General features: G+C 47.8%; 21 protein-coding genes and 1 pseudogene. 18 read left to right on the top strand and 4 right to left on the bottom strand.

Annotation, left to right across the window (positions count from 1 at the left end):
- Window positions 1-50: 50 nt before the first annotated feature.
- A complete protein-coding gene (locus tag SB752_RS09625; RefSeq protein WP_410715435.1) occupies window positions 51-1,124 on the top strand; it encodes a branched-chain amino acid aminotransferase in 1,074 nt (357 codons plus the stop codon).
- A gap of 227 nt (window positions 1,125-1,351) precedes the next feature.
- The gene (locus SB752_RS09620; protein ID WP_410715434.1) at window positions 1,352-2,956 is read left to right on the top strand and encodes a glutathione ABC transporter substrate-binding protein; all 1,605 of its coding nucleotides are present in this window, start codon (window positions 1,352-1,354) and stop codon (window positions 2,954-2,956) included.
- A gap of 66 nt (window positions 2,957-3,022) precedes the next feature.
- On the opposite strand, the pseudogene SB752_RS09615 reads toward SB752_RS09620, so the two are convergent.
- Window positions 3,023-3,346 (bottom strand): annotated as a pseudogene (locus SB752_RS09615) (GNAT family N-acetyltransferase); the annotation flags it as partial.
- Between the two features lie 608 nt (window positions 3,347-3,954).
- Here SB752_RS09615 and SB752_RS09610 point away from each other — a divergent pair.
- From SB752_RS09610 to SB752_RS09550, 13 genes are all read left to right on the top strand, one after another.
- On the top strand, window positions 3,955-5,553 hold the full coding sequence (locus SB752_RS09610; RefSeq protein ID WP_410715433.1) for a glutathione ABC transporter substrate-binding protein: 1,599 nt from the start codon (window positions 3,955-3,957) through the stop codon (window positions 5,551-5,553).
- Between the two features lie 107 nt (window positions 5,554-5,660).
- The gene (locus SB752_RS09605; RefSeq protein WP_410715432.1) at window positions 5,661-7,232 is read left to right on the top strand and encodes a glutathione ABC transporter substrate-binding protein; all 1,572 of its coding nucleotides are present in this window, start codon (window positions 5,661-5,663) and stop codon (window positions 7,230-7,232) included.
- Between the two features lie 24 nt (window positions 7,233-7,256).
- Entirely contained in the window at window positions 7,257-8,492 is a 1,236-nt protein-coding gene (locus SB752_RS09600; protein WP_410715431.1) for an amidohydrolase family protein, read from the top strand.
- 242 nt (window positions 8,493-8,734) lie between these two features.
- Window positions 8,735-10,306, top strand: coding sequence for a glutathione ABC transporter substrate-binding protein (locus SB752_RS09595; protein ID WP_410715430.1), 1,572 nt, complete (start codon window positions 8,735-8,737; stop codon window positions 10,304-10,306).
- A 127-nt stretch (window positions 10,307-10,433) separates the two neighbouring features.
- Window positions 10,434-11,741: a purine/pyrimidine permease gene (locus SB752_RS09590; protein ID WP_410715429.1), complete on the top strand. Its 1,308-nt coding sequence runs from the start codon at window positions 10,434-10,436 to the stop codon at window positions 11,739-11,741.
- 101 nt (window positions 11,742-11,842) lie between these two features.
- Window positions 11,843-12,472 (top strand): NUDIX hydrolase, encoded by a 630-nt coding sequence (locus tag SB752_RS09585; protein ID WP_410715428.1) that lies wholly within the window; start codon window positions 11,843-11,845, stop codon window positions 12,470-12,472.
- A gap of 147 nt (window positions 12,473-12,619) precedes the next feature.
- Complete coding sequence (locus tag SB752_RS09580; RefSeq protein ID WP_410715427.1) at window positions 12,620-14,059, top strand: MDR family MFS transporter; 1,440 nt, start codon at window positions 12,620-12,622, stop codon at window positions 14,057-14,059.
- 34 nt (window positions 14,060-14,093) lie between these two features.
- Window positions 14,094-15,131, top strand: coding sequence for a DUF2268 domain-containing putative Zn-dependent protease (locus SB752_RS09575; RefSeq protein ID WP_410715426.1), 1,038 nt, complete (start codon window positions 14,094-14,096; stop codon window positions 15,129-15,131).
- A 161-nt stretch (window positions 15,132-15,292) separates the two neighbouring features.
- Window positions 15,293-16,141, top strand: coding sequence for a GNAT family N-acetyltransferase (locus SB752_RS09570; RefSeq protein WP_410715425.1), 849 nt, complete (start codon window positions 15,293-15,295; stop codon window positions 16,139-16,141).
- Between the two features lie 52 nt (window positions 16,142-16,193).
- Window positions 16,194-16,544, top strand: a complete 351-nt coding sequence (locus SB752_RS09565; RefSeq protein ID WP_410715424.1) for a sterol carrier protein domain-containing protein — start codon at window positions 16,194-16,196, stop codon at window positions 16,542-16,544.
- Between the two features lie 100 nt (window positions 16,545-16,644).
- Window positions 16,645-16,818, top strand: coding sequence for a hypothetical protein (locus SB752_RS09560; RefSeq protein WP_212964548.1), 174 nt, complete (start codon window positions 16,645-16,647; stop codon window positions 16,816-16,818).
- A 49-nt stretch (window positions 16,819-16,867) separates the two neighbouring features.
- Entirely contained in the window at window positions 16,868-17,344 is a 477-nt protein-coding gene (locus tag SB752_RS09555; protein WP_410715423.1) for a PilZ domain-containing protein, read from the top strand.
- 117 nt (window positions 17,345-17,461) lie between these two features.
- Window positions 17,462-18,622 (top strand): DUF2087 domain-containing protein, encoded by a 1,161-nt coding sequence (locus tag SB752_RS09550; protein WP_410715422.1) that lies wholly within the window; start codon window positions 17,462-17,464, stop codon window positions 18,620-18,622.
- A 45-nt stretch (window positions 18,623-18,667) separates the two neighbouring features.
- Here SB752_RS09550 and SB752_RS09545 read toward each other — a convergent pair whose 3' ends face one another.
- The 3 genes from SB752_RS09545 to SB752_RS09535 form a co-directional block, all read right to left on the bottom strand.
- A complete protein-coding gene (locus tag SB752_RS09545) occupies window positions 18,668-18,976 on the bottom strand; it encodes a hypothetical protein (RefSeq protein WP_410715421.1) in 309 nt (102 codons plus the stop codon).
- Window positions 18,977-19,096: 120 nt separating this feature from the next.
- A complete protein-coding gene (gene gerQ, locus SB752_RS09540; protein ID WP_410715420.1) occupies window positions 19,097-19,549 on the bottom strand; it encodes a spore coat protein GerQ in 453 nt (150 codons plus the stop codon).
- Between the two features lie 28 nt (window positions 19,550-19,577).
- Complete coding sequence (locus SB752_RS09535) at window positions 19,578-20,000, bottom strand: cell wall hydrolase (RefSeq protein WP_103105719.1); 423 nt, start codon at window positions 19,998-20,000, stop codon at window positions 19,578-19,580.
- A gap of 182 nt (window positions 20,001-20,182) precedes the next feature.
- Here SB752_RS09535 and SB752_RS09530 point away from each other — a divergent pair, with 182 nt between their 5' ends.
- The 3 genes from SB752_RS09530 to SB752_RS09520 are packed head-to-tail and all read left to right on the top strand — an operon-like array spanning window position 20,183 to window position 23,968.
- The gene (locus tag SB752_RS09530) at window positions 20,183-20,644 is read left to right on the top strand and encodes a MerR family transcriptional regulator (protein ID WP_410715419.1); all 462 of its coding nucleotides are present in this window, start codon (window positions 20,183-20,185) and stop codon (window positions 20,642-20,644) included.
- Entirely contained in the window at window positions 20,595-22,157 is a 1,563-nt protein-coding gene (locus tag SB752_RS09525) for a class I adenylate-forming enzyme family protein (protein WP_410715418.1), read from the top strand. The genes SB752_RS09530 and SB752_RS09525 overlap by 50 nt, the downstream gene beginning before the upstream one ends.
- A gap of 2 nt (window positions 22,158-22,159) precedes the next feature.
- On the top strand, window positions 22,160-23,968 hold the full coding sequence (locus SB752_RS09520; protein WP_410715417.1) for an acyl-CoA dehydrogenase family protein: 1,809 nt from the start codon (window positions 22,160-22,162) through the stop codon (window positions 23,966-23,968).
- The last annotated feature ends 17 nt before the right edge of the window (window positions 23,969-23,985 follow it).

Genomic DNA, 23,985 nt, shown 5'->3' with positions numbered 1-23,985 from the left:
AATATGTAGTACTAGAGAAGTAGGATCTAATACCAAGGGAGATGTGGAAAATGGAGTGTCAGTTATCGATTGCCCTCGCAGAACAGAAAAAAGAGAAGCCAGCGACTGACAAGCTGGGATTTGGTGTACATTTTACCGATCATATGTTCACCATGGACTATACAGAAGGAAAAGGATGGCATGATCCACAGATCGTACCGTATTCCCCGCTTTCGCTTGATCCGGCAGCGATGGTGTTCCACTACGGTCAGGCCGTCTTTGAAGGACTGAAAGCTTATCGCAATAAGGAAGGCAAGGTTTGGCTGTTCCGACCAGATCAAAATTTCAAGCGTATGAATCGTTCTCTGGAGCGACTGAGCATGCCGTTAGTCGACGAGGAATTTATGGTCGACGCTTTGAAAAAGCTGGTGGCGACTGACAAAGATTGGATTCCAACAGAGAGCGGCATGTCGCTCTACATCCGTCCATTCGTGATTGCTACCGAGCCATGTTTTGGGGTTCGTGCTTCCCATACGTACAAATTAATCATCCTGTTGTCTCCAGTAGGAGCGTATTATGCAGGTGGTATGAATCCAGTAAAAATTTATGTGGAAAACAACTACGTCCGTGCGGTTAGAGGCGGTACAGGTAACGCCAAAGTAGCAGGCAACTATGCGGGTTGCCTGAAAGCACAGGTTGAAGCAAAAGAAAAAGGCTATGAGCAGGTATTGTGGCTCGATGGCGTGGAAAACAAGTACATCGAAGAAGTCGGCAGCATGAACGTATTCTTCAAAGTAAAAGGCGAGGTGTGGACGCCTGCCTTGAACGGAAGCATTCTGGAGGGTATTACGCGCGATTCTACCATCGCTCTTTTGAAGGACTGGGGCGTACCAGTGATCGAGAAGCGGATTTCAATAGAGGACCTGTATACAGCATACACCAATGGTGAGCTGGAAGAAGCATTTGGTACAGGCACAGCGGCAGTCATTTCACCAATCGGAGACTTGAACTGGAATGGTCACCAAATGATCATTAACGGCGAGAAAACCGGTGAGCTGACCACGAAACTGTATGAGACCATGACGGGTATCCAGTATGGTGAAAAAGAAGACAAGTTCGGTTGGTCTGTTCCTGTAACTGAATAAAGCATATAGCAAATCATAGGCACGGCTTTCTCTACTGAAGAGAGGGCCGTGTTTTTTTGTACAGGTCACTAAATATCAGACTGAAATATAACGAGCTAAATGAAAAATAGTAAAGATATTGCAAAGAGAGGTAAAGATCTTAGAAAGATAAAATGTTAGAAAATTGATAATATTTCTACAGTAATCATCTTTTCTCTATCTTCCACATAAAAAAGGGGGCATTAATCATGAAACGAAAACGATTACTTGGTTCTGTTCTCGCTTTGTCCCTCATGCTTGCGTCTGCTTTAACCGGTTGTTCTTCGGGACAACAGACAAGCGGAACAGGCACCGCACCAAACACAACGGCTCCTGCAGGGAATCAGGCGGCATCAGCTCCTGCTTCGCCGGAGGGAGGTACCCTCATCATCGCTCGTCTGTCTGATGCGAATAATTTGGACCCGCATTTCAGTACACAGATTAATTCCATGGCGGTTACGCAGCACAAGCTTTATGAGGGACTTGTCATGTTGGACCGAAACAGTGAGTACAAGCCTCTTCTGGCAACCGAATGGAAGCAGCTGGATGACATCACATGGGAGTTTACTCTTCGCGAAGGAGTCACCTTCCATGATGGGGCGCCATTTAATGCAGAGGCAGTGAAAAAGACAATTGACCGCATTCTCGACAAGGATCAGCCAACACCAAAAGCCAACATGTTTGGTATGATTAAAGAAGTGAAGATCAATGATCCGCAAAAAGTTCAAATCACTCTGCATTATCCGTTTGCAGGTCTCCTGTCTGTCTTGGCGAGTGCCGAGGGTGGAATCATCAGCCCCAAAGCGATCGAGCAGTACGGAAAAGATTTGGCAAAGCATCCGGTAGGAACAGGCCCCTTCACATTTGAATCGTGGACGCCTGGACAAGAAATCGTCATCGTCAAAAATGAAAACTACTGGGGAACAAAGCCAAAGGTGGACAAAGTCGTCTTTAAAACTATTCCCGAGGATGCGACGCGTGTCGCGATGGTTGAAGCAGGAGAGGCGCATGTTGCGGAGCAGCTTCCTGTAACCGAGCTGGAGCGTGTACAAAACTCCACAAGCATGTCTTTGGGCCGCTTTGAATCATTCGCCGTCGATCATATCGGTATGAATGTCACACAAAAGCCGTTTGACGATGTACGTGTTCGCCAAGCCATTGCCCATGCAGTAGACAAGGAATCGATTATCAAAGGCGTTTACAATAATGTAGGGAAAGTAGCGATCTCTTCCCTCGGTCCAAAAGTAATCGGGTACAGCCCGAATATCAAAACACCCGAGTACGACCTAAACAAAGCGAAGCAGCTGCTGACGGAAGCAGGCTATGGCAACGGCTTTAAGGCGACCATTTATTTAAATGATAACAAAGCGCGTATCAATGTTGCCGAGGTGCTGCAATCTCAGCTCAAAGGAATCGGTATTGATTTGCAAATTCAAGTCATGGAATTCGGTGCCTATCTGGATTTGGCGGCAAAAGGCGAAGCCCAAATGTTTATCAGTGGCTGGGGGAATGCAACGGGAGACGGTGACTACAACCAGTACAATCTGTTCCATAGCACATCAAAAGGCGTTCCCGGCAACCACTCCTTCTACAGCAATCCTAAAGTCGATGCCTTGATTGAAGCAGCACGAAAAGAAAAAGATCCCGAAAAACGCAAGGATATCTACGCCGAGGCACAACAAATCGAGATGGATGAGGTCCCGCTGCTTCCATACCGCAGCAGTGAAAACCTCGCGGCTATCGCGAAAAATGTGGAAGGCGTCTACATTAGTCCGTCAGGCTATATCGAAGTAAACGACATCACCATTAAATAGCAGAAAAAAAGAAAAGGCTTCCTCCACGATTATGGAGAGAGCCTTTTTGACGTCCACAGCCAATTCCTATACAAATCTGTACATCAGCACATCATCTATATATTCATTTTCACTCACCTTGAATTCCTTCACCTTACGCCCTTCCTCAACAAATCCCATCCTTTTGTACAACGCAATCGCGCGATGATTCGTAGATAATACACCCAAGCTTACTTTTTCGATCAGCGGATGCTGCTCGGCCCAAGCCAACAGCTCTTGCAACAACACCTTACCCAATCCCTTGCTTCGGAAATCTTTCGAGATCATCATCATTATCGAGCCCGTATGCGCCAGTCGCTTACGATTAGGCGAAGAAAAACCAATCACACCAACAATCTCACGCTCCAGCTCCCATATTGCAGCTGCATCCTCCAGACGAACAGGACGAATCAACGTATTGCCATTTTGCACTACCGACATTCCTATCACCTCATGACTCTCGTTATTCATTAGTAGATTCCACAGTATAGGCGAATTGCCTTCTTTCTTACGTTATTCTGCCAATAAGCGAAGCGACATTGGCAGTTCTTTGTCCCTGTCGCCAAGTGGAAGTACAACGGCTGGTGAGAGGAAACCGGAGAAAAAAGCGAAGGTCTTTGGAACACAGCCGAGGCGTAGGGGAAAAAGGGAAACACGCCCTTAAGCGTCCACCCCTGAGACACTTTCAGTGTCGGCTACTTTGGACGCGGTTTCCCTTTTTCCCCGGAGCCGTGCAGTCAATCCCCCGCGCAAGTGTTCCAAGTACCTGGAGCGTTTTCTCCGGTTTCCTCTCCTCCCCAACAGCCCGTCCTACTGAAACGCCCCCTTTGTTTAAAAATCTGAAAAAATAGTAAAGAAAGTGAAAATTCTAGTAAAGAGAGTGAAAAAATATTAGCTGAATAGTAGGTAAAATGAAACATGCGCGAATCGTTAAAAAATTTCAAATTAAGAAAGCGCAAACGAAAGAGGGGGACATCTACATGAAAAAGACGCGCTTTTTCCAAACGCTGATTGCCCTGACTGTTGCAGTTTCTGCCGCATTGGCAGGCTGCTCATCAGCGCCGCAAGCAGGAACAAATGCAAACACAAACGCATCAGGCCAAACAGGCACAGCTGCACCAGATGCAACCAAAAAAGCAGGAGGCACTCTCGTTATTGCCCGACTGTCAGATGCGAACAATCTAGACCCGCATTTCCTTACTCAAATCAACTCTGCTGCTATCATTCATCACAAAGTTTACGAGGGTCTCGTTCGCATGGACAAAGAAAGCAAATACGTGGGAGCACTTGCAACCGAATGGAAGCAGCTGGATGACGTGACATGGGAGTTCAAACTGCGCTCCGGAGTTACTTTCCACGATGGAACTCCATTTAATGCAGAAGCTGTGAAAGCGACGATTGCACGCGTCCAGGACCCGGCAGTTGGCTCCAATCGCGCCAATCTGTTTGAAGCAATCAAGGAAGTAAAAGTAGTGGATGACCAAACCGTTCAATTTATTCTTCACTATCCATACACACCACTCTTGTCTGTTCTCGCCAGTGCAGAGGGTGGCATCCTGTCGCCAAAAGCAATCGAGCAATACGGCAAAGAGCTGACCAAGCATCCAACTGGAACCGGGCCATACAAATTTGAATCATGGACACCAGGTCAGGAAGTCGTACTGGTGAAGAACGACAGCTACTGGGGTGACAAGCCGAAGCTGGACAAGGTCGTCTTTAAGACCGTTCCTGAGGATACTACCCGCCTCGCCATGGTAGAAACAGGAGAAGCTCAAGTAGCAGAGCAGCTGCCTGTAACGGAGGTAGACCGCGTACAAAACTCTGCTTCCATGACACTTGGCCGTTATGCTTCGTTCTCCAGCGAGCACATCGGAATCAATACGAAGAAAAAGCCGTTTGACGATGTGCGCGTACGCCAAGCGATTGCCTACGCGATCGACAAGCCATCAATCATCCAAGGTGTTTACAACGATGTTGGGACGGCGGCACATTCATCCGTTTCTCCAACAATGGTTGGCTACAGCCCGAATGTAAAAGACGCGAAATACGATTTGGAACAATCCAAAAAGCTGTTGGCTGAAGCTGGCTACGCAAATGGATTCAAAGCAACCATTTACCTCAACGACAACAAAGCACGTATCAACGTAGCAGAGGTTTTGCAACAGCAATTGAAACAAATCAACATTGACCTGGAAGTAAAAGTGCTGGAGTTTGGTGCATACATCGATGCAGCGACCAAAGGCGAGACTGACCTGTTCATCAGCGGCTGGGGTAATGCGACAGGGGATGCTGACTACAACCAGTACAACCTGTTCCATACCAAATCCCAAGGTGCTGCAGGTAACCACTCCTTCTACAGCAATCCAGAGGTGGACAAGCTGATCGAAGAAGGACGCAAGGAAAAAGACGAAGAAAAACGCAAGCAAATCTATGAAAAAGCACAGCAAATCGAAATGGACGAAGCAGCATTGGTACCATATCGCTACTCGGAAAACCTGGCTGCAATTGAAAAAGGCGTAGAGGGTGTATGGATCAGCCCGGCTGGTCACATCGAAGTTGATGATATAACCCTTCCATAAGACTGCACGATTAGCAGCATAGCGACATTCCTTTTTGGAAGCGAGCTATGCTGTTGCTCTTTACAAAAAAGAATCCATATAGAAAAAAGAAACATGGGGGCTAGAACATGAACAAGAACAAATGGGTGAATACGTTGCTTGTCAGTGTACTTGGCGTAGGGATTGTGCTTGCGGGATGTTCTTCGGGCAATGAACAAGGGACGAGCACCACTGTAGCTGGAACAGATCCTGCACCAAAAAATCAAACCTTGATCATCGCACGTCAATCTGATGCCAATAATTTGGACCCGCATTTTATTTCCGCCATCAATGCGGCAAGTGTCGTGCATCACAAGGTATACGAGGGCTTGATCGCACGCGACGAAAACATGGTGTTCAAGCCGATGCTCGCGACAGAGTGGAAGCAGCTTGATGATGTCACATGGGAATTCAAGCTGCGTGAGGGCGTAACCTTCCACGATGGCACACCGTTTAATGCAGAAGCAGTAAAAGCTACAATCGGACGTGTACTGGACGAAAAGGTAGGTTCTCCGCGTGCGAGTCAATTTCAAATGATTACAGAAGTAAAAGTCGTCGATGATTATACGGTACAATTCAAGCTGGCTTACCCATACTCTCCGTTGCTCTCGATTCTCGCCAACCATGAAGGCAGCATCATCAGCCCCAAGGCAATCGAGCAATATGGAAAAGATTTGTCCAAGCACCCAGTGGGAACCGGGCCATTTGTGTTTGAATCGTGGACACCGGGACAGGAAATCGTGCTAGTGAAAAACGATAAATATTGGGGCGAACCGATCAAATTCGACAAAGCTGTCTTTAAAGTTGTTCCAGAAGATACGACAAGAATCGCCATGGTTGAAACCGGAGAGGCGCACATCGCCGAGCCTTTGCCAGTGACCGAAATAGAGCGTGTGAAAAATTCAACACAGCTCGATCTGTATCGTACCGCAGGCTTAGGCACTGATTTTATTGGCTTCAATAATAAGAAGAAGCCTTTCGATGATGTGCGTGTCCGTCAGGCCATCAATTATGCCATCGAGACGGATGCGATTATTCAAGGTGTGTACAACAATATCGGAACAAGAGCGAATTCAGCAATGAGCCCAAAGGTTCTCGGTTACAGTGAGAGCTTGAAAGGCTACAGCTTTGACCCGAATAAAGCAAAAGCCCTACTAAAAGAAGCGGGTTATCCGAATGGCTTCAAAACAACAATTTGGACGGGTGATCGAAAAGAGCGAATCAATGCGGCTGAAGTCATTCAATCCCAGTTAAAAGGAATCGGCATTGATGTGGAAATCAAAGTACTGGAGTATGGTGCTTATCTGGATGCGGAGGACAACGGTGAAACTGACATGTTCATCAGTGGTTGGGGCAACGCTACTGGTGATGCTGACTACAACCAGTACAATCTGTTCCATTCTGCTTCCCTTGGAAAAGGTGGAAATACAACCTTTTACGTAAACACGGAAGTTGATAAACTGATCGAGCAAGGACGTCGTGAGCAGGACACGGAAAAACGGAAACAAATTTATGCACAAGCATTGCAGATTGAAGCAGACGAAGCGCCAATGGTTCCGATTCGCAATTTGGAGCACGTGGCTGCTGTCGGCAAAAATATCAAAGGTTTCTGGATCAGTCCATCTGGCTACATGATGATCAATAACATCACGATTCAGTAATCAGTACAGGAAGGAAGAAATGCGATGAATGAAAGCTTCTGGATCGCCAATGCCAGTCTGGAGTGCAGTTTTTCAGTGGAAGATGGCAGGGTGAATGGGACAAATACAGAGCGGTTTCATGTGTTTGTAACGGATGGACGCTTTGAGCGGATCGTTCCAGCCACACAACCGCTGCCAGAAGGAGAAGCGGTTTGGGATGCAGACGGTCTACTCATGCTTCCTTCGTTTAAAGAGATGCATATTCATCTGGATAAAACCTTTTATGGAGGCCCATGGCAAGCTGTTATACCAGCGCCCAACCGTTTTTTCAGGATTGAACAGGAACAGGAACTGTTGCCTCGTCAGCTGCCTGTTGCAAAGGAGAGAGCAGAAAAGCTTTTGCAGCTGATTCAATCTCACGGAGCTACACATGTGCGGACGCATTGCAACATTGACCCGGTCATTGGGCTAAAAAACCTGGAAGCGACCCTGCAAGCGCTGGAGACGTTTAGCGGGAAACTTTCCTGGGAAATGGTCGCCTTCCCTCAGCATGGCTTGCTGCGCAGCGATTCCGTCTCTCTGGTACGGGAAGCGATGAAGCATGGCGCGGGACTCGTTGGTGGTGTCGATCCGGCTACGTTTGACGACGATATCGAAAAATCGCTCTATACGATGATGGATATTGCGGTAGAAGCGAATGCGGACATCGATCTGCATTTGCACGAGCCAGGGCATCTTGGGCTGTTTATTATGAAGCGACTTGCTGCCATGACAGAGGATGCAGGATGGCAAGGACGTGTAACGATCAGCCACGCTTACGGACTTGGGGAATTAGAGACACCACTCGTCGAAGCAATGGCAGAGCGCCTCGCCAGCTTGCAAATAGCTGTTATGACTGCCATTCCGATTGATATGCCGACGATTCCGGTTCCGCTTTTGCACGAGAAGGGTGTGCATGTAGGCTTGGGCAACGATAACATTACAGACCATTGGGACCCGTTTGGCACAGGAGATATGCTGCAAAAAGCCAATCGATTGGCAGAGCGGTTTCGCTGGATCGACGAAGTTTCTCTATCACGGGCGATTGGATTTGTGACAGGTGGCCTGACTCCGTTGGACGAAGAGGGCAATCAGATTTGGCCAAAAGCAGGCGATGCAGCAAGCGTAGTTTTTGTACGGGCAAAATGCTCAGCAGAAGCAGTAGCCCGCCAAAGCACCAAAGAAGCGGTTATGTATGCTGGAAAACTGGTATGGCAAAAAGATAGTGTAGAAGGAAAATAGACGATGTAAATCCGGTGTCTCTTGCTTCAACAAGGGCAGCGGATTTCTTCTTTTTCGCTCCAAAAACATGTTGCTTGTTCATATTCGTATAGGCAATCAAAAGTTGAATAAAAGTAAAAATAATATAAATAGATGTAAAGATGCTGAAAAGCTAGCCAGATAATATCCCGTATAATGCAAATAAGACGTAGATTCAGAATTTTCGACAGTCTTAGGCAAATATCGACAGGGGGTATACTCACATGAAGAAAACACGCTTGTTCGGCTCTTTGCTCGCTTTGACGCTGACAATCGGCACAGCGCTAGCGGGATGTAGTTCGGGAGCAGAGCAGTCTACTACAGGCAATACGCCAGCCGCAGAAGCTCCAAAAGAAGGCGGCACGTTGATCGTAGCACGCAAAGCGGATGCCAATAACCTGGACCCGCATTTCATTTCCAACATTCCATCGGCTAACTACATATACGGAAAAGTATATGAGAGCCTCGTTTCTCGTGACAAAAACGCAGATTACAAGGCAACACTCGCTACCGAGTGGAAGCAAGTGGATGATCTGACATGGGAATTCAAGCTGCGTGAGGGAGTTACGTTCCACGATGGCGCTCCGTTTAATGCGGAAGCTGTGAAAAAGACATTTGAACGCGTATTGGACCCAAAAGTGGCTTCTCCGCGCGCATCCAGCTTCTCGATGATCAAGGAAGTCAAAGTAGTAGACGACAAGACCGTACAATTCATTTTGGAATATCCATTTGCACCACTCTTGTCCATCTTGGCTAGCTCCGAGGGTAGCATCCTAAGCCCGAAAGCAATTGCTGAGCATGCAGACACACTGTCCAAGCAACCAGTCGGAACCGGACCTTTCAAATTTGAATCGTGGACACCAGGTCAAGATATGACATTGGCGAAAAATGATAGCTACTGGGGCGAAAAACCAAAGGTAGACAAGGTTGTTTATAAAGTAGTTCCAGAGGATACGACTCGTATCGCGATGGTAGAAGCAGGTGAGGCTCACATCGGTGACCAGCTTCCTGTAACAGAGGTAGAGCGTGCACAGGCTACTCCTAGCATGAACATGGTGCGTGCAGAAGGTCTCGGAGTAGAATACATCGGCTTCAACGTACAGAAAAAGCCGTTCGATGATGTACGTGTGCGTCAAGCAGTGGCACATGCCATCGAAAAAGAAGCGATTGTCAAAGGCGTATACAACAACGTAGGAACAGAGGCTGTGTCGTCCCTGTCTCCAAAAGTGATTGGATACAATGCAAATCTCAAGGATTACTCCTATGATGTAAATGAAGCGAAGGCACTTCTGGCCGAGGCTGGTTATGCAAACGGATTTAAAACATCCATTGTAACCGATGATCGTAAAGAGCGGATGAACGTAGCCGAGGTGATTCAATCCCAGTTAAAGGGCATCGGAATCGATGTAGAAATCAAAGTAATGGAATACGGCGCATATCTGGATTTCACTGACAAAGGCGAGCATGCGATGTTCATCGGTGGCTGGGGTAACGCAACAGGCGATGGCGACTACAACCAATACAACGTTTTCCACAGCTCCTCGAAAGGAAGCGCGGGTAACCTTGCTTTCTACAACAATCCAGAAGTGGATAAATTGATTGAAGAAGGTCGTCGTGAAAAAGATTCGGCTAAACGTAACGAAATCTACGCGAAGCTGCAAGAAATCGAATTGAAGGAAGCTCCAGTCATTCCAATTCGTACGATCGACCACGTGTCTGTCACATCCAAGGATGTAAATGGTTTCTGGCTCAGCCCTGTCGGCTATTTGATGCTGGATGAAGTAACGATTAAATAATGACTACACCGTGGGGATGGCGTTCGGCGCTATCCCCTCGTTTTATTTGAACAAAATAGACAAACACAAAAGGCTCGGGCAGTGTCAATGGTTTGGCAATGCCGCGTTTTCTTAGGAGGAGGGACGCATGCGGAAAAACGCACAGATATCGGGATGGAATGAGACGCTTGGAGCGATGCAATGGTTTGTTTACTTGCTCGTCTATTCCATCCCGATCCCGATTGTCATTGGAGGCTTATATCATTTACCCGTGGATGAGATTGCGAGCTTGATGCAACGCACCTTCCTGGTCGCTGGTGCTTCTACTGTTCTTCAAGGTCTCGTGGGGCATCGCTTACCAATAGCGGATGGTCCGGCGGGTATCTGGCTGAGTGTTTTCGTCATTTTGGGGGATATGGCACTGCGCCAAGGGGATGATTTGTCGTCTACCTTACGCGTTTTGACAGGTGGGATGCTGTTCGCCGGGCTTGTGCTGTTTGCAGTAAGCGGCATCGCCCATCGTTTTGCGAGCTGGTTTACGCCACTCGTGACAGGCTCGTTTCTCCTGCTGCTCTCCTTTCAGCTCGATGGTGTTTTTATCAAAGGAATGCTCGGAGCAGGGGGAGGGCCACTAACAGGTGATCGGGCATTAGCAGGACTGGTAGCTGTTGGCGTCTTCGTTCTCGTTTTTTGCCTGTCGACCTGGGGCAGAAGCTGGTGGAGGAGCTATGCGATTCTCATCGGTATTTTAGCCGGATGGCTGGCATTTTCCTGGATGGGCATGGGCGGCGCTGCGATCTCGGATGCTAGCTGGTTTCGCCTCCCGCAAATGTTTGCCTGGGGTCCTCCCCAATTTGACTTAGGAATGGCCATCGCGGTGCTACCGCTTGTCTTGATGCTGCTCTCCAGTACACTTGCTGCAACAGAGTCGATGGAGCAGGCGATCGGCGATAGTCAAAAGGAAGATCCCAAGCGCTTTTCTCGCGGTGCGTTAGCAGGCGGGTTTACTCATTTGTTGTCTTCCGTTTTTTCAACAGTAGGCATTGTCCCTTTAGGTGGTAGTGCAGGCTTCGTCAGTGTGACTGGGCAAAGCAGATTGCGTCCCTTTCTGATTGGCGGCCTGATTATGGTTTGCTTGTCGTTCATTCCGGTTGCTATCGGCTTGTTGACAACCTTGCCTGCACCCGTCGCCTACGCGGTCGAGCTGGCTGCCTTTGTACCAATGGTCGGTTTGGGTGTGCGAGCCATTTTGCGGGAAGTATTGACAGAAAGAAGGCTGACCATTTTAGGTGTGACACTTCTAATAGGGCTGTCTATCATGTTTTTACCATCGGATATGTTTCAGGGTTTACCAACAGTCGTACAGTACATAGCGGGGAACGGACTCTTGGTCGGGGTCTTGATTGCGATGATACTGGAAAAGCTTTGGAAGGAGCAAAAGCATTTTGTTGCCTAGCGAAGGAACTTCTTTTTGCATGGGAGGAGAATTCCACCTGAATCAGGAATGTAAGAGGATGTAAACGAGCAACAGATGAGGAAATAAGGTGGAATGAGTTCATGAAGGTAGAACAGCTGGATGTATTCGATGAAGCTGGACAGCACATCGGAGTGGAGGCACGCAGCGAGGTTCATCGCCTGGGACTGTGGCACCAAACCTTTCATTGCTGGATTTATCGGGTTGTCGAAGGGCAGGTAGAAGTCCTGTTCCAGAAAAGGCATCCGCAAAAGGACACTTGTCCGAATTTGCTCGATATCACTTCAGCGGGACATTTGATCGCATCCGAACAGCCGAGTGAGGGAGTTCGTGAGCTATACGAGGAGCTAGGATTGTCGGTGCGATTTGAGCAGCTCAGCGAGATCGGGATGATTCGTGATGTGATGAGCTCGCCGGGAATTATCGATAAAGAAATGTGTCATACGTTTGTGTTTGCATGCGAGCAGCCTTTAGATGATTATGTAATACAAGAGGAAGAAGTCACTGGTTTACTGTGGGTGCGACTTGCGCCATTGGAGCAGCTTTTTGCCGGAGAGCTGGCAGAGGTTATGGCAGCTGGCTTTTTGGTGGATGAGAAGGGAAAAGCCACCGACACAGAGTGCAAAGTGGCGCAGGCTGATTTCGTTCCGCATGAGGCACATTACTATGAGCAAGTGTTTATGGCCATAAAAAGATTAGCTGGACTCGTTTGAACAAAAAGAGCAGAAGGCCTCGCTTGGCATCGGACAAGCAGAGGCTTTTTGTTTGGCAGACGAACAACAAGTAAAAGAAATTGTGTGGTATACTATGACAATGCTTTTTTGGATCGTGATCTTGGAAGAGCTAGAGAGGAGAGCAAGATGAGGGGAAAAATTATGATGGCGCTAATGCTCTCGACCTTCCTGGCCGCCATGGAAGGAACAATCGTGAGTACGGCTGTGCCACGCATTACGAGTGACCTGTTAGGATTTGAGCAGGTAAGCTGGGTGTATGCGATTTACATGCTGGCTACCGCAGTATCTGCTCCGATCTATGGAAAGCTGGCTGATTTGTTCGGTCGTAAAAATGTTTTTTTGGCAGGAATCGGAATCTTTCTGGTAGGATCTACCCTCTGTGGTGTAGCGATGTCCATGGAGCAGCTGATTGTATACCGGGCTATTCAGGGACTAGGTGCAGGGGCAGTAATGCCGATTACGATGACAATTATCGGCGATTTGTATACGGAGCAAACAGCAAGAGCGAAAGCCCAAGGATGGATTAGCGCGGTTTGGGGGCTTTCAGGTGTTGCAGGTCCATTGGTCGGAGGATTTTTGGTCGATACGCTGACCTGGCGTTATATTTTCCTGCTTAACCTGCCATTTGGGCTGGTGTCGTTTTTGATGATCGTGATGCTCTATAAAGAAAAGCTGGCTGTTAAAGCGAAGCGACATATTGATTATCCCGGTGCTCTTATTTTTACAGTAGGTACGATTGCGCTGTTGTATGCGCTGTTGACTGGTAGCCAGAATCAGTCGTGGCTGAGTCCGGTTACGATTTCCTTGATTGTATTTGCATTGGTTACATTCCTGATTTTCGTATCTGTGGAGAAAAAATCGCCAGAGCCACTTATCCCGCTCTCGCTTTTGACCAATCGGAACGTGATGCTGATTAACTTACTTACCCTGTTAACAAACGGGATTGTGATCAGCATGGTAGTGTACTTGCCGATTTGGAGCCAAGGTGTTTTGGGAGAAAGTGCAACGATGGCAGGCTTTGTTCTCATGCCGATGCCGGTATGCTGGACAATTGGCGCAGTCCTGTCTGGTAATTTACTGGGCAAGCTGCGTGCAGAGCAGTTAATTACTATGGGAACAGCTGTCCTGACGATTGCAGGGGTCCTGCTGACTTTGCTCGCTTCACATTCTGTCGGTTACCTCATCTATCTGGCAGTGGGCTTGATTGGCTTGGGCATGGGTCTGATCAGTCCGATTGTGATGGTGAAAATCCAGGCTTCTGTTTCAGTAGACAAACGAGGAACAGCAGTGGCGCTCAATACGTTTACCGGTACCTTTAGCCAAACCTTTGGAGCTGCCGTATTTGGGATGATGTTCAACCTCATGACTGTAGGCACTGGGCATGGCAATCTCGGGGCATCGTTTGAAACAGGGAATATTCCTGCCGAACAGCTTGTGCAAATCAGGGATGTTCTCGCATCTGGGGTCCATGTCGTATTTATTGGTTCACTTGTTTTGGCTGTATGCACGCTCTTTTTGTCGCTTGTCATCGCCAAAGCACAGAGACAGCCTGCAAGAGAGAACTAGAGAAAAAGCGTCGGCTTATGGCTGACGCTTTTTTGTGGGAATAATTATCAGTGCAGGAAAAGAAAGCAACTTTCTCGGCGGTTCATGCGTACAAGAGGTAGAGGTGATCCAAGTGAGTAGCTGCGGGGTTTTTATGAAGCGATGGTCACTATCCATCATCCTAGTGGCTGTAGCCATCTTGAGTGCTGCCTGTACGTACGACAAGCCAATGGAGGAGACCAAAAACTCTCCTTTTGTCACAGATAGCTTTACAATCGATGGGGATGGGGAAAAGAAAGAATTTCATATTATTCGCCTACAGTCTGCGCTAAGAAACTACATGACGAAAGCAAATGAAAATCATGCAGCGAATCTTTCAAGCCTGTATGATGAGACCGTCTTTCAACCCGCTTGGAGCGTTTGCTTCGACAAGGGCGAATATATCGGCATCATCCAGAGCATCCGAGAAAATCCACCTACGAATTTCAAACGATTGGATAAAGCGATGGAACTACTTGAAAAGCCCGATGCTATGAATACGATCAAAGACGCGTTAATCAAGTCGCAAGCCTACCTAAAGGGACCACCCATAACAAATGTTTGTGTCTTACCTACTGACTTGATCGAAACTTCAGGGGCATATACGGTGGGCTCAGGCAAAATTCTCATTTTGTACAATCAGTATCTGTACAAAGACATGGAGGAGCTTGCCAGCACCGTGGTCCACGAATATCATCATAGTGCATGGACGAGCAGCTATTATGATCGATCAAAGCCATTGACCTTATTGGATTATCTTGTGTTTGAAGGGAAGGCAGTTGCTTTTCAAAGCATGCTTTATCCTGGCGCGACAAGCCTGCCAGTATACGGGGAGGAACAAGCGGGAAACCGAAAAATCATCGAACAAAATCTACACTCGACAAACTACCCATTCATGCAAAGAATCATGTTTGGTGGCGACGAGCTGCCCCTGGCCTTTGGTTACAGTGAGGGCTACCGAATGGTCCAAGCGTTTATCAACAGCCATCCGTCCTTATCGGTAGAGCAATGGACCGCAGCCACGCCTGCAGAAATCTACCAGGTGCCAAAATAAAAGGCATCCATAAGACATTCCACATAGGTCTGCCACATTCCATACACAAATTACCAGAAAATACAAATTTCTTATTGCCTAAATGTGCTCTGATTCGTTACTATTTTCTGTAAGTAGATTATAGTATTCCACTATTTCAACAGACAGGAGTGCAATGATCGATGGAAGAGATTCGCCCCGTTACAATTGAGGAAGTCAGCGAGGTTGTCAGAATTGCAGCAATGGCGTATCCAGGCAGCAATCTCTTGGCATCAGAGAATGCCCAGCGTTTTAGTGAGCGTGTGAAAGACACTCTGGAAAACGATCCAAACGTCAGCTTTCACGGGTGTTATCGGAATGACCAGCTGATTGGCATTATGAAGTGGCATGATCTGTCCATGAACGTACATGGAACCCAAATGCTTACCGGCGGAATCGGTATGGTAGCGGTAGATCTTTTGCATAAAAAAGAAAAGGTAGCAAAAACGATGCTGGAAGGCTTCCTGGGCAGCTATCGGGAGCGTGGAGTCAGTCTCGTCTCGCTTTATCCGTTCCGCGTCGATTTTTACAAGCAGATGGGCTTCGGGGTAGGAACCAAAATCAATCAATACCGGATAAAGCCCTCCAGTTTGCCATTTAGTAGCAAAGACAAAATTGTTTACTTAGGTATGGAAAATAGGGAAGAAATGTTAGCCTGCTATCATCGCATTGTCCGGCAAACACACGGAATGATCAGAAAAACTGATCAAGAGCTGAAGAAGTTTATGGAGCAGCCGGAGCTAGTGACTGTGGGCTATAAAAACGATGGACGTCTAGGGGGCTATCTCGCCTTCCAATTCCAGCGAGCTCACGAGGAAAACCGAATTTTCAATGATCTGGTGGTCAAAGAGTTTCTGTATGAGTCGCGTCCAAGCGTTCGGCCAACTGCTCTCCTTTTTGCACAGTCAGGCGGATCAAATTCAGCGAATTGTTCTGACCACTGCCGACGAAGATTTTCACGTCCTCTTATCCGATCCGGGGAACGGCACTGACAACCTCCTTCCGAGTGTTTATCATGAGAGCAACGTATCTGGAGTCGGACTGATGTATCGCGTTATTGATGTGCCAGGCTTTTTCTCCAAGCTTACTCAGCCATCCTTTGGGACGGAGCAGGTGACGCTGCGCTTGTCCATTCGAGATTCATTTTTGCCTGAGAATGCCGGAAGCTGGCTCATCCGATTCAGTGAAGGGCGTTCGCAGCTGGTAGAGGATGGAGAGGCGGAAGTAAGTGTTGCTATGGATATTTCCGATTTCTCATCACTGGTGATGGGAGCAGTGAGCTTCCGCAAGTTGTATTCGTATGGACTGGTTGACATTGATGAAGTCGAGGCGGTACCAAAGCTGGACAGACTGTTCTTTGTCAGTGAAAAACCGAGAAGCACGACTCCTTTCTAAAATGATAGCGCTATTATAAAACGTCACATTTTTGCCACAACTGGTAATCTTTTTTTGTTCCCTCCCATATCATGTAAGAAAAAGGGAGGGGGTTACAGGTATGATCTATTTAACGCTCGTGATCTTTTTTGGGTTCCTCTTGATTGTTTGGTTTCTCGTCAAACTCCTCTTCCGACTGGAACGGAATGACTCGATCGAGCATGACCAAAGAGAGCTATGGGAAAATTCCAATGTAACCTTGAAGGAAATGCATTATCAGAAGCAGAAAAAATAAATAAAGGCGCCTTTAGTACGGCGTCTTTATTTTAGGAAGGTGAGCAAAATTGACTGTCGTAACAGAGGGACAACAACGAGAATATTTTCGACTGAAGCTGGAGCACGCCCTCTGCGCCGAAATGACTATTGTACTGGTAAAAGGAAAGACAATGGAAATTGGAAGTGCGACAGTTTTGATTGAAGATATAGGAGCAGGTGGCTTGCGTTTTCTCTCCCATTTAAAAATGCCTGCAAACGATCAGCTGGTGCTTCAATTCGAGACAGAGATGTGTGGGCAGCCATTAAAAATGTACGGGCATGTCGTGCGTACCACTTCGTGGGAGCAGGATTACTACGAATACGCTGTTCGATTTACTATGGATGAAACGCAGCATCTGGAGATCAATCGTTTAGTCAATCGGCTGGCGATTCGCTATCGTCAGCGAAGGGAAGCAACGGCCGGTCGTTTTTGGATGGGAGATCGCCGGGAGTTTCTGAGAGAGATGGCAGAAAAAAGTCTGGTACTGCAAGCGAACGAAAGATAAACGAAAAGCTCTTCTGTCTGCGCGATTATAGACAGGGGGCTTTTTTGTTTGACTAAAAATAGATGTAATGATAAAATATCTATAGTTAAACAAACGAATGAAGGTTGTGTTTGTAAAATGAATGTGAATGAACAGTTCTGGAGTGCAACCGTAGAAGAGCTGAAACGCGGCTACGTGGAAAAAGAACACGACTATCTGTGCCTGTTGTGTGGGCAAACAGTAGAAAAAGGGATCGTTTATCCAGTAGATGCGTTATTATACGATGCTGGTCGTTTTATGCGGCACCATATCGAGACGGAGCACGGTTCCGTTTTTGATCACCTGAGCAGGCTTGATAAACGATTGACAGGCTTGTCCGATCATCAAACGAGTCTCTTGCGTTTGTTTTACCAAGGAAAAAATGATAGCGAGGTACAGGCGGAAATGGGGATCGGAAGTGCATCTACGATCCGAAATCACCGTTTTGCCTTAAAAGAAAAGGAACGTCAAGCAAAGGTGTTTCTGGTCATGATGGAGCTGCTTCGAGAACCAGATAAACAAACCTCCTTCTCGGCATCGTCGGGAGTAAAAAGCAGTAAGGCGTCGAAGGAACTTCCAGACTCATCCGCAGCAATGGAGGAAAAGGAAGCGGCAATGCTTGCAAGCAAGTACTTCCCGGAAGGAACAGATGGTCCATTGGCTAGTTTTCCACGCAAGCATAAGCATCGACTGTTTGTTTTGAGGCAAATTGCAGAGCGGTTCGACCCTGAGCGCTTTTACAATGAAAAAGAAGTAAATGCCATTCTCGAAGCCATTTACGCAGATCACGTTACGTTGCGCAGATATTTAATCGATTATGCATTGCTAGATAGAAAGCCGGATGGCAGCCAATATTGGGTGAACGAGCAGGAACGAAGTGAGGAACAGGAGGTAGCACCGATGAATCGAAAACAAGAGCTGAAGCAGATGTATAAAGAAGTGAAGACGGAAGCTGGCGTCTATCAAATAAAAAATACGAAGAACGAGAAAATCTTTGTCACGAGTAGCCGTAACCTAAAGACAATGAATGGAAAAAAATTCATGTTGCAGCATGGCTCGCATACAAACCGTGCCTTGCAAAAAGAGTGGAATGAATTTGGACCGGAAGCATTTGAATTTGAGGTGCTTGAAGTATTGGAGAAGAAAGATGTGCCTTTCTTTGATGAGGCGGATGAATTAGAAAAATTGGAAGACAAATGGCTGGAAAAACTCGCTCCTTATGGTGAGCGTGGATACAATCAGGAGAAAAAACGAAAATAGGCTGCCGATGGGCAGTCTTTTTTCATTCACACGGGGATTTGCCCTCTACCTGTCAAGTAAGCCAAAGCGTTCTAGCTGATCCCACTGCCCTTCCAGCTGCAAAATTTCCTTTTGCCGGGGACCAAGCAGATCAAAATGGGGGAAAGGAGGGCGGTCATGAATGTAGACGGGATTCAGTCCATGTGCGTGGCACCATTCCGTTAAGCGTTGACGGTTCGCGCAGCCTACCTTTGTGACTGTTTTTACCTCTGGGAAGCGTGGATCGAGCCAGTAATGCGTCAAAAAAGCGATCTCTTCCCGGATTACCGCCTGCTTCCACTTGTTCAATTCCTCTCTAGTTACCCCGAATGCCAATGCTCGTCATCCTTTTTCCGCTTTTATTTTCGTGCTCTTTATTATAACAAAGATCAGGACACACAAAAGAGGCAGCCTTTCTTCAAAGGAAAAAGAAGAAAGGCTGCCTACAAGCGGTACTTAACGAATACCTTGTGGGAGAGTGGGGGGAATGTAGTTCAATTCCTCATCTGCTGTAATATAGTCCGTATTAACCATGAGAAGCAGATAACGTTTTCCTGTTTGAGGATCGCTCAAAATGATATGGTCGCGTCCAGCCGTTTCCAGAACGCCGCGGAAAATCTTAGCGTTCCATTGACTGTTGTTTTCAAAAGTTTGATATACAGTGATGACTTTACCGCGATTCAAACGCAAAATGTTCTCGATATACGATTCCTCTACGAGTTGGCCTGGAGTGATGGGCATGCCCGGAATCCAGGCGCCGCTTGGCTGCATTGGTACCAATTGCGGCTGTTGCTGTTGAGGCATTCCAAATGGCTGCTGCTGTTGAGGCATTCCCATTGGAAATTGTGTGGATTGGTACATATCATACCCGTATTGTTGGTAAGAAGGGTATGGCATTTGTTGACTCATGATGAACTCGCTCCTTTATCTATCCTTACTAGTAAACGCGTGGGCATTCTGATGCTTTTGGTACGAAGAAGCAGTGTGCTTTATAGCGACCAGAGTTTTGCTGATCCCACCAGGTAGCTGGGCAATTGCCTGTCGGACGGTAAAACCATAAGGCATTCGAAGCGGGATGTGTTCGTTCTCCATTAATGGCACGCTTGGCTAGACGTTTTTCGCGATCGCGTGCACGCTGATAAAAGTACGGCTTTTGGACGGATTCATATCCCCCAGGCGATTGATAAACCATGTCACTCATCGAACGGATATTTTTAAAGTCCAGACAATTGCCGAGAATCCGGTTCACGCCGACGTTTCCCACCATCAGCATGCCAAGCTCGCCTTCGCCTTCAGCCTCCGCACGCAGTAACCGTGCAAGTAGTGCAACGTCATTTGCGTTTGCTTTGATGACAGCCATTGCTTCACCTCCTCGTAAAACTCACAATTACAATATATGGGCGACCCGCAGATGGGTGATTGACTGGGGAAATTTTTCCGTGGGAGGAAGGCTTAGTTGACGTTAACGTAAACGACAGGTAAAATATGTATAATCAGTTATTTCTGAATTTTTACTAAATATTTCGGGAGGACCTCCAAAACATGACCAGAGAAGATAGTGGTAGACAAGAATCATGGCCCATCTCTGCTCTTGCTCACGAATTGGATGTCAGCACCAGAACAATACGCTATTACGAAGAGCTAGGCTTGATTTTGCCTGGTCGAACTGAGCGAGGGATCAGATTTTACAGCCGCGGGGACCGTGCGAGGCTGCGACTGATTCTACGCGGCAAGCGATTTGGCTTTTCACTGGATCAAATCCGCGAGATGATCGAATTGTTTGCAGAAGACCGCACTGGCCGGATGCAGCTTATGCGTACGATTGAGTATGGGAATCAGAAGCTGGCGGAGATTGACGAGAAGATCAGCGAGCTCATGCAGCTAAGAGAAGACATTCTCGTCTACAAGCAAAGCTTTGAACAAAAATTGCTTGAAGAGACTAGGAGGATGACGGATGAATGTAGCAGCTCTACTGGCAGCAAATGGACGCAAATTTCCGAATAAGCCAGCGTTAATTGCGGGAGACGAAGAAATCAGCTACTCCAGGTGGAATCATGTATCCAACGGGTGGGCTTGCCATTTGCGTGAACAAGGCGTTGCGCCTGGTGATCGCGTGGTTGTGATGATGCCAAACTGTTTGGAATTTGCCTTTATGTACATGGCCGTCATTCGCTCAGGAGCGATAGTGGTCCCGATCAATGCTCGCTCGACCCAGGAGGAAGTTCGTTTTATTTGTGCGAACGCTGAGGCAAAAGCACTGGTCGTCCATGAAGCACTGGTCCCGGCAGTTAACGAGCTAGTAGAGGTGAATAGAAAGCTCGTGGCGATAAAAACCGGAAAAAGTCAGGGCGATTGGACAGGAACGGCGAATTGGGAGTTGGATAACATTTCTGAAAAGCTTGCTGCCCATCGTATCGACCCTGAAGCAAACTGGGCGAACGAAGACAGCGATGTCAGCATTTTGTATACGTCTGGTACGACGGGTCATCCCAAGGGTGTTTTGTTTTCCCATCGCAGCCTGCTGACAGTAGCCAAAATGATGTCGATCGAAATGGGCATGACGCACCGTTCGCGGGTTTTACAGCTGATGCCACTGAGTCATTCTGCACCTCTACACCTCTTCTTTATCCCAGCTCTGATGCTAGGGGCAACCCAAGTCACCGCTCTCACTTTTTCACCGGAATTGCTGCTGTCTCTTGCCCAAAAGCACCAAATCACACATTTTTTTGGGGCACCTGTTGCCTATTTATTGACGATGAAGCACCCTGCGTTCAATGAGTACGATCTTTCCTCTGTGGAGCGCTGGATTTATGGAGGTGCTCCCTTGTCCCAAGAAATGGCTGCACACATGGAGCAGGCCTATTCACGTGACAAGCTGACGTGTGTCTATGGATTAACAGAGGCTGGACCTACGGGGACTTGTCTGTTCCATCGTGAATACCCCGAAAAAGTAGGAAGCATCGGCAATCGTGGAGTACTGCTTGCAGAAATCGAAGTAGTAGATGAACGCGGAGCACAGACCCCTGCCGGTGAAGCGGGCGAAATCCGTGTGCGCGGAGAAGGAACGATGAAGGGCTACTACAATAATCCCGAAGCGACAAGTGAGACACTGCGAGACGGCTGGATTTATACAGGGGATATTGGGCGTGTGGATGAGGATGGATTTTTGTGGATTGTAGATCGCAAAAAGGACGTCATGATCACAGGTGGCATCAACGTTTATCCAAAGGAAATCGAGCTTTTGCTGGAGCGTCATCCTGCGATTCAGGAGGTGGCGGTTGTTGGCTTGCCGCATCCAGAGTGGGGTGAAACGATTACGGCGTACGTCGTTTTGCGAGCAGAAGCGGAGCCTGGACAGGATTGGAGCCAGGAGGTTCGCAGCTTTTTGGGAGGGCGCTTGGCTGATTACAAGCTGCCGCGCCAGGTAGTGGTTCTCCCGGCATTGCCACGCAACTCAAGTGGAAAGGTGCTGAAGCATAGCTTACGCGAATCACATTCATTTCAGGGAGTGGAGTAGATATGAGCAGTCTGCAGTCTAAAATTGACCGTAGAACGTACAGAGACAATATCCCTCACCCAAGAATGGCGAATGAGCAAAATTTTTACACGGCCGATCCAAATCTGGAGTACTTGCTTACGCGTCATTTGCCAGCCGCGATGCACGAATGGGCAAAAAGCCAGCTAACCGAGCTGGGCGCCTATGTTGCAGGTCCGATGGATGAACGGGCAGCTTTTACCGATCGTGAGGGAAAGCCGCTTTTGCGTAAATACAACCGGCTTGGCGAAGACGTTTCCGAGATCATCACGAATGAAGGCTACAAAGAGACAGTTGCCCATATATATGGGGCGGGGATCGTAAGTCATCTCTATCATCCTGTTCCTGAGCTGGGCACTACCGTTCCGTATGCGTACTCTTTTCTGATGGGATATTTGGTAAGTCAGACCGAGCCGGGCTTTTATTGCCCAGTGACCTTGACGATGTCAGCAGCCTATCTGATTGATCGCTATGGGGACGAGGAGCAGAAGCAGCAATATTTATCGGGTCTGACCACTAGTGATCGCTCTCGCTTGTATGAAGGAGCCACATGGCTGACGGAACGACAGGGCGGATCAGATGTAGGGGCAAATGTAACGGTGGCGCAAGCGGTCGAGGAGCGTCCGGGGGTTTATCAACTGACGGGTGAAAAATTTTTCGCGAGTAACGCAGGTGCGATGGTAGCGACTGTGCTTGCGAGAATCGACGCTGACAAGTCTGGAACAAAAGGGCTGGGACTTTTTCTTGTACCATGGATCAAGCCGAATGGGGAGAAAAACCAGATTCAGGTCCGCCGTCTGAAGGATAAGCTCGGTGTCAATGCAGTGCCATCAGCCGAGGTGCTGCTGGAAGGAGCAGAGGGCTACCTGATCGGACAGCCCGAGAATGGCTTCAAGTACATGGCAGAGGCATTGAATTTATCCCGCATCTGCAATGCAGTCGCATCTATCGGGATTATGCGTAGGGCATTGTACGAGGCACAGTATTATGCCCATGAGCGGCGTGCATTTGGCCATCCGATTGACCAGTATCCAATGGTGAGACAAATGCTCATCCAGCTTTTGCTGGATGTCGAGGTAAGCAGTGGAGCCATTTTTGATATGCTCCAGGTTCATGACCGGTTGCAATCAGCCGAAGTGACAAAGGAAGATTTAGCATTTGCACGGCTGCTCATCCCCATACTGAAATATCGCACAGGGGAGGAGGCAGTCGAGGCGGCGCACACCGCCATCGAAATTCATGGAGGGAATGGCTTCATCGAGGAATATGTGACTCCTCGCTTGCTGCGGGATGCGCAAGTTTTGACTGTTTGGGAGGGTACCTCCAATATTTTGGCGTTGGACCTGTTGCGAGTAATGCAAAAAGAGAACGCCCATCAAGTCTTTATTCAAAAGATTCGGGAGCGAGTCACAGGCTGGAGTTACGAATTATCGAAGCCGTTTGGGCAGCTCGTGCTAGCTGAGCTCACTGTACTGGAAGAAAATATCGCCTACCTGATGGGCCAATCGCCGGATTATTTGAGCTATAAGCTCAAGTCGCTTGCTGATCACATGGTCGATATATATGCACTCAGCTGCATTGTGAATGAAGCGGAGGATCAGGCGGTGAACCAAGGAAACGTGCGCAAGTACATTCTTGCCCGGCTTTATGCAAACAAGCATTTGCAGACGCAGCAGAAGCGAGGTGTTCAGGGAGATCCGCTTCTCGATGTTCATTTTTTCACCGAGCTGATGGAGTATCAACCGGTTTCGGTTGAAGCATGGGAGAGCCTGAATTCAACCACAGTGCGTTAGCTTCTCTTCCTTGTTTT

The organism is Brevibacillus sp. SIMBA_040, assembly GCF_046535075.1.
In the GTDB taxonomy this organism is placed as follows: domain Bacteria; phylum Bacillota; class Bacilli; order Brevibacillales; family Brevibacillaceae; genus Brevibacillus.
This window is presented reverse-complemented; position numbering and strand designations above follow the sequence as displayed.

Bases quoted from the DNA above. Each gene is read 5' to 3' on its own strand.
- SB752_RS09625 (WP_410715435.1), top strand. From the start codon at position 51: ATGGAGTGTCAGTTATCGATTGCCCTCGCAGAACAGAAAAAAGAGAAG.
- SB752_RS09620 (WP_410715434.1), top strand. From the start codon at position 1,352: ATGAAACGAAAACGATTACTTGGTTCTGTTCTCGCTTTGTCCCTCATG.
- SB752_RS09610 (WP_410715433.1), top strand. From the start codon at position 3,955: ATGAAAAAGACGCGCTTTTTCCAAACGCTGATTGCCCTGACTGTTGCA.
- SB752_RS09605 (WP_410715432.1), top strand. From the start codon at position 5,661: ATGAACAAGAACAAATGGGTGAATACGTTGCTTGTCAGTGTACTTGGC.
- SB752_RS09600 (WP_410715431.1), top strand. From the start codon at position 7,257: ATGAATGAAAGCTTCTGGATCGCCAATGCCAGTCTGGAGTGCAGTTTT.
- SB752_RS09595 (WP_410715430.1), top strand. From the start codon at position 8,735: ATGAAGAAAACACGCTTGTTCGGCTCTTTGCTCGCTTTGACGCTGACA.
- SB752_RS09590 (WP_410715429.1), top strand. From the start codon at position 10,434: ATGCGGAAAAACGCACAGATATCGGGATGGAATGAGACGCTTGGAGCG.
- SB752_RS09585 (WP_410715428.1), top strand. From the start codon at position 11,843: ATGAAGGTAGAACAGCTGGATGTATTCGATGAAGCTGGACAGCACATC.
- SB752_RS09580 (WP_410715427.1), top strand. From the start codon at position 12,620: ATGAGGGGAAAAATTATGATGGCGCTAATGCTCTCGACCTTCCTGGCC.
- SB752_RS09570 (WP_410715425.1), top strand. From the start codon at position 15,293: ATGGAAGAGATTCGCCCCGTTACAATTGAGGAAGTCAGCGAGGTTGTC.
- SB752_RS09565 (WP_410715424.1), top strand. From the start codon at position 16,194: ATGTATCGCGTTATTGATGTGCCAGGCTTTTTCTCCAAGCTTACTCAG.
- SB752_RS09560 (WP_212964548.1), top strand. From the start codon at position 16,645: ATGATCTATTTAACGCTCGTGATCTTTTTTGGGTTCCTCTTGATTGTT.
- SB752_RS09550 (WP_410715422.1), top strand. From the start codon at position 17,462: ATGAATGTGAATGAACAGTTCTGGAGTGCAACCGTAGAAGAGCTGAAA.
- gerQ (WP_410715420.1), bottom strand. From the start codon at position 19,549: ATGAGTCAACAAATGCCATACCCTTCTTACCAACAATACGGGTATGAT.
- SB752_RS09535 (WP_103105719.1), bottom strand. From the start codon at position 20,000: ATGGCTGTCATCAAAGCAAACGCAAATGACGTTGCACTACTTGCACGG.
- SB752_RS09530 (WP_410715419.1), top strand. From the start codon at position 20,183: ATGACCAGAGAAGATAGTGGTAGACAAGAATCATGGCCCATCTCTGCT.
- SB752_RS09525 (WP_410715418.1), top strand. From the start codon at position 20,595: ATGAATGTAGCAGCTCTACTGGCAGCAAATGGACGCAAATTTCCGAAT.
- SB752_RS09520 (WP_410715417.1), top strand. From the start codon at position 22,160: ATGAGCAGTCTGCAGTCTAAAATTGACCGTAGAACGTACAGAGACAAT.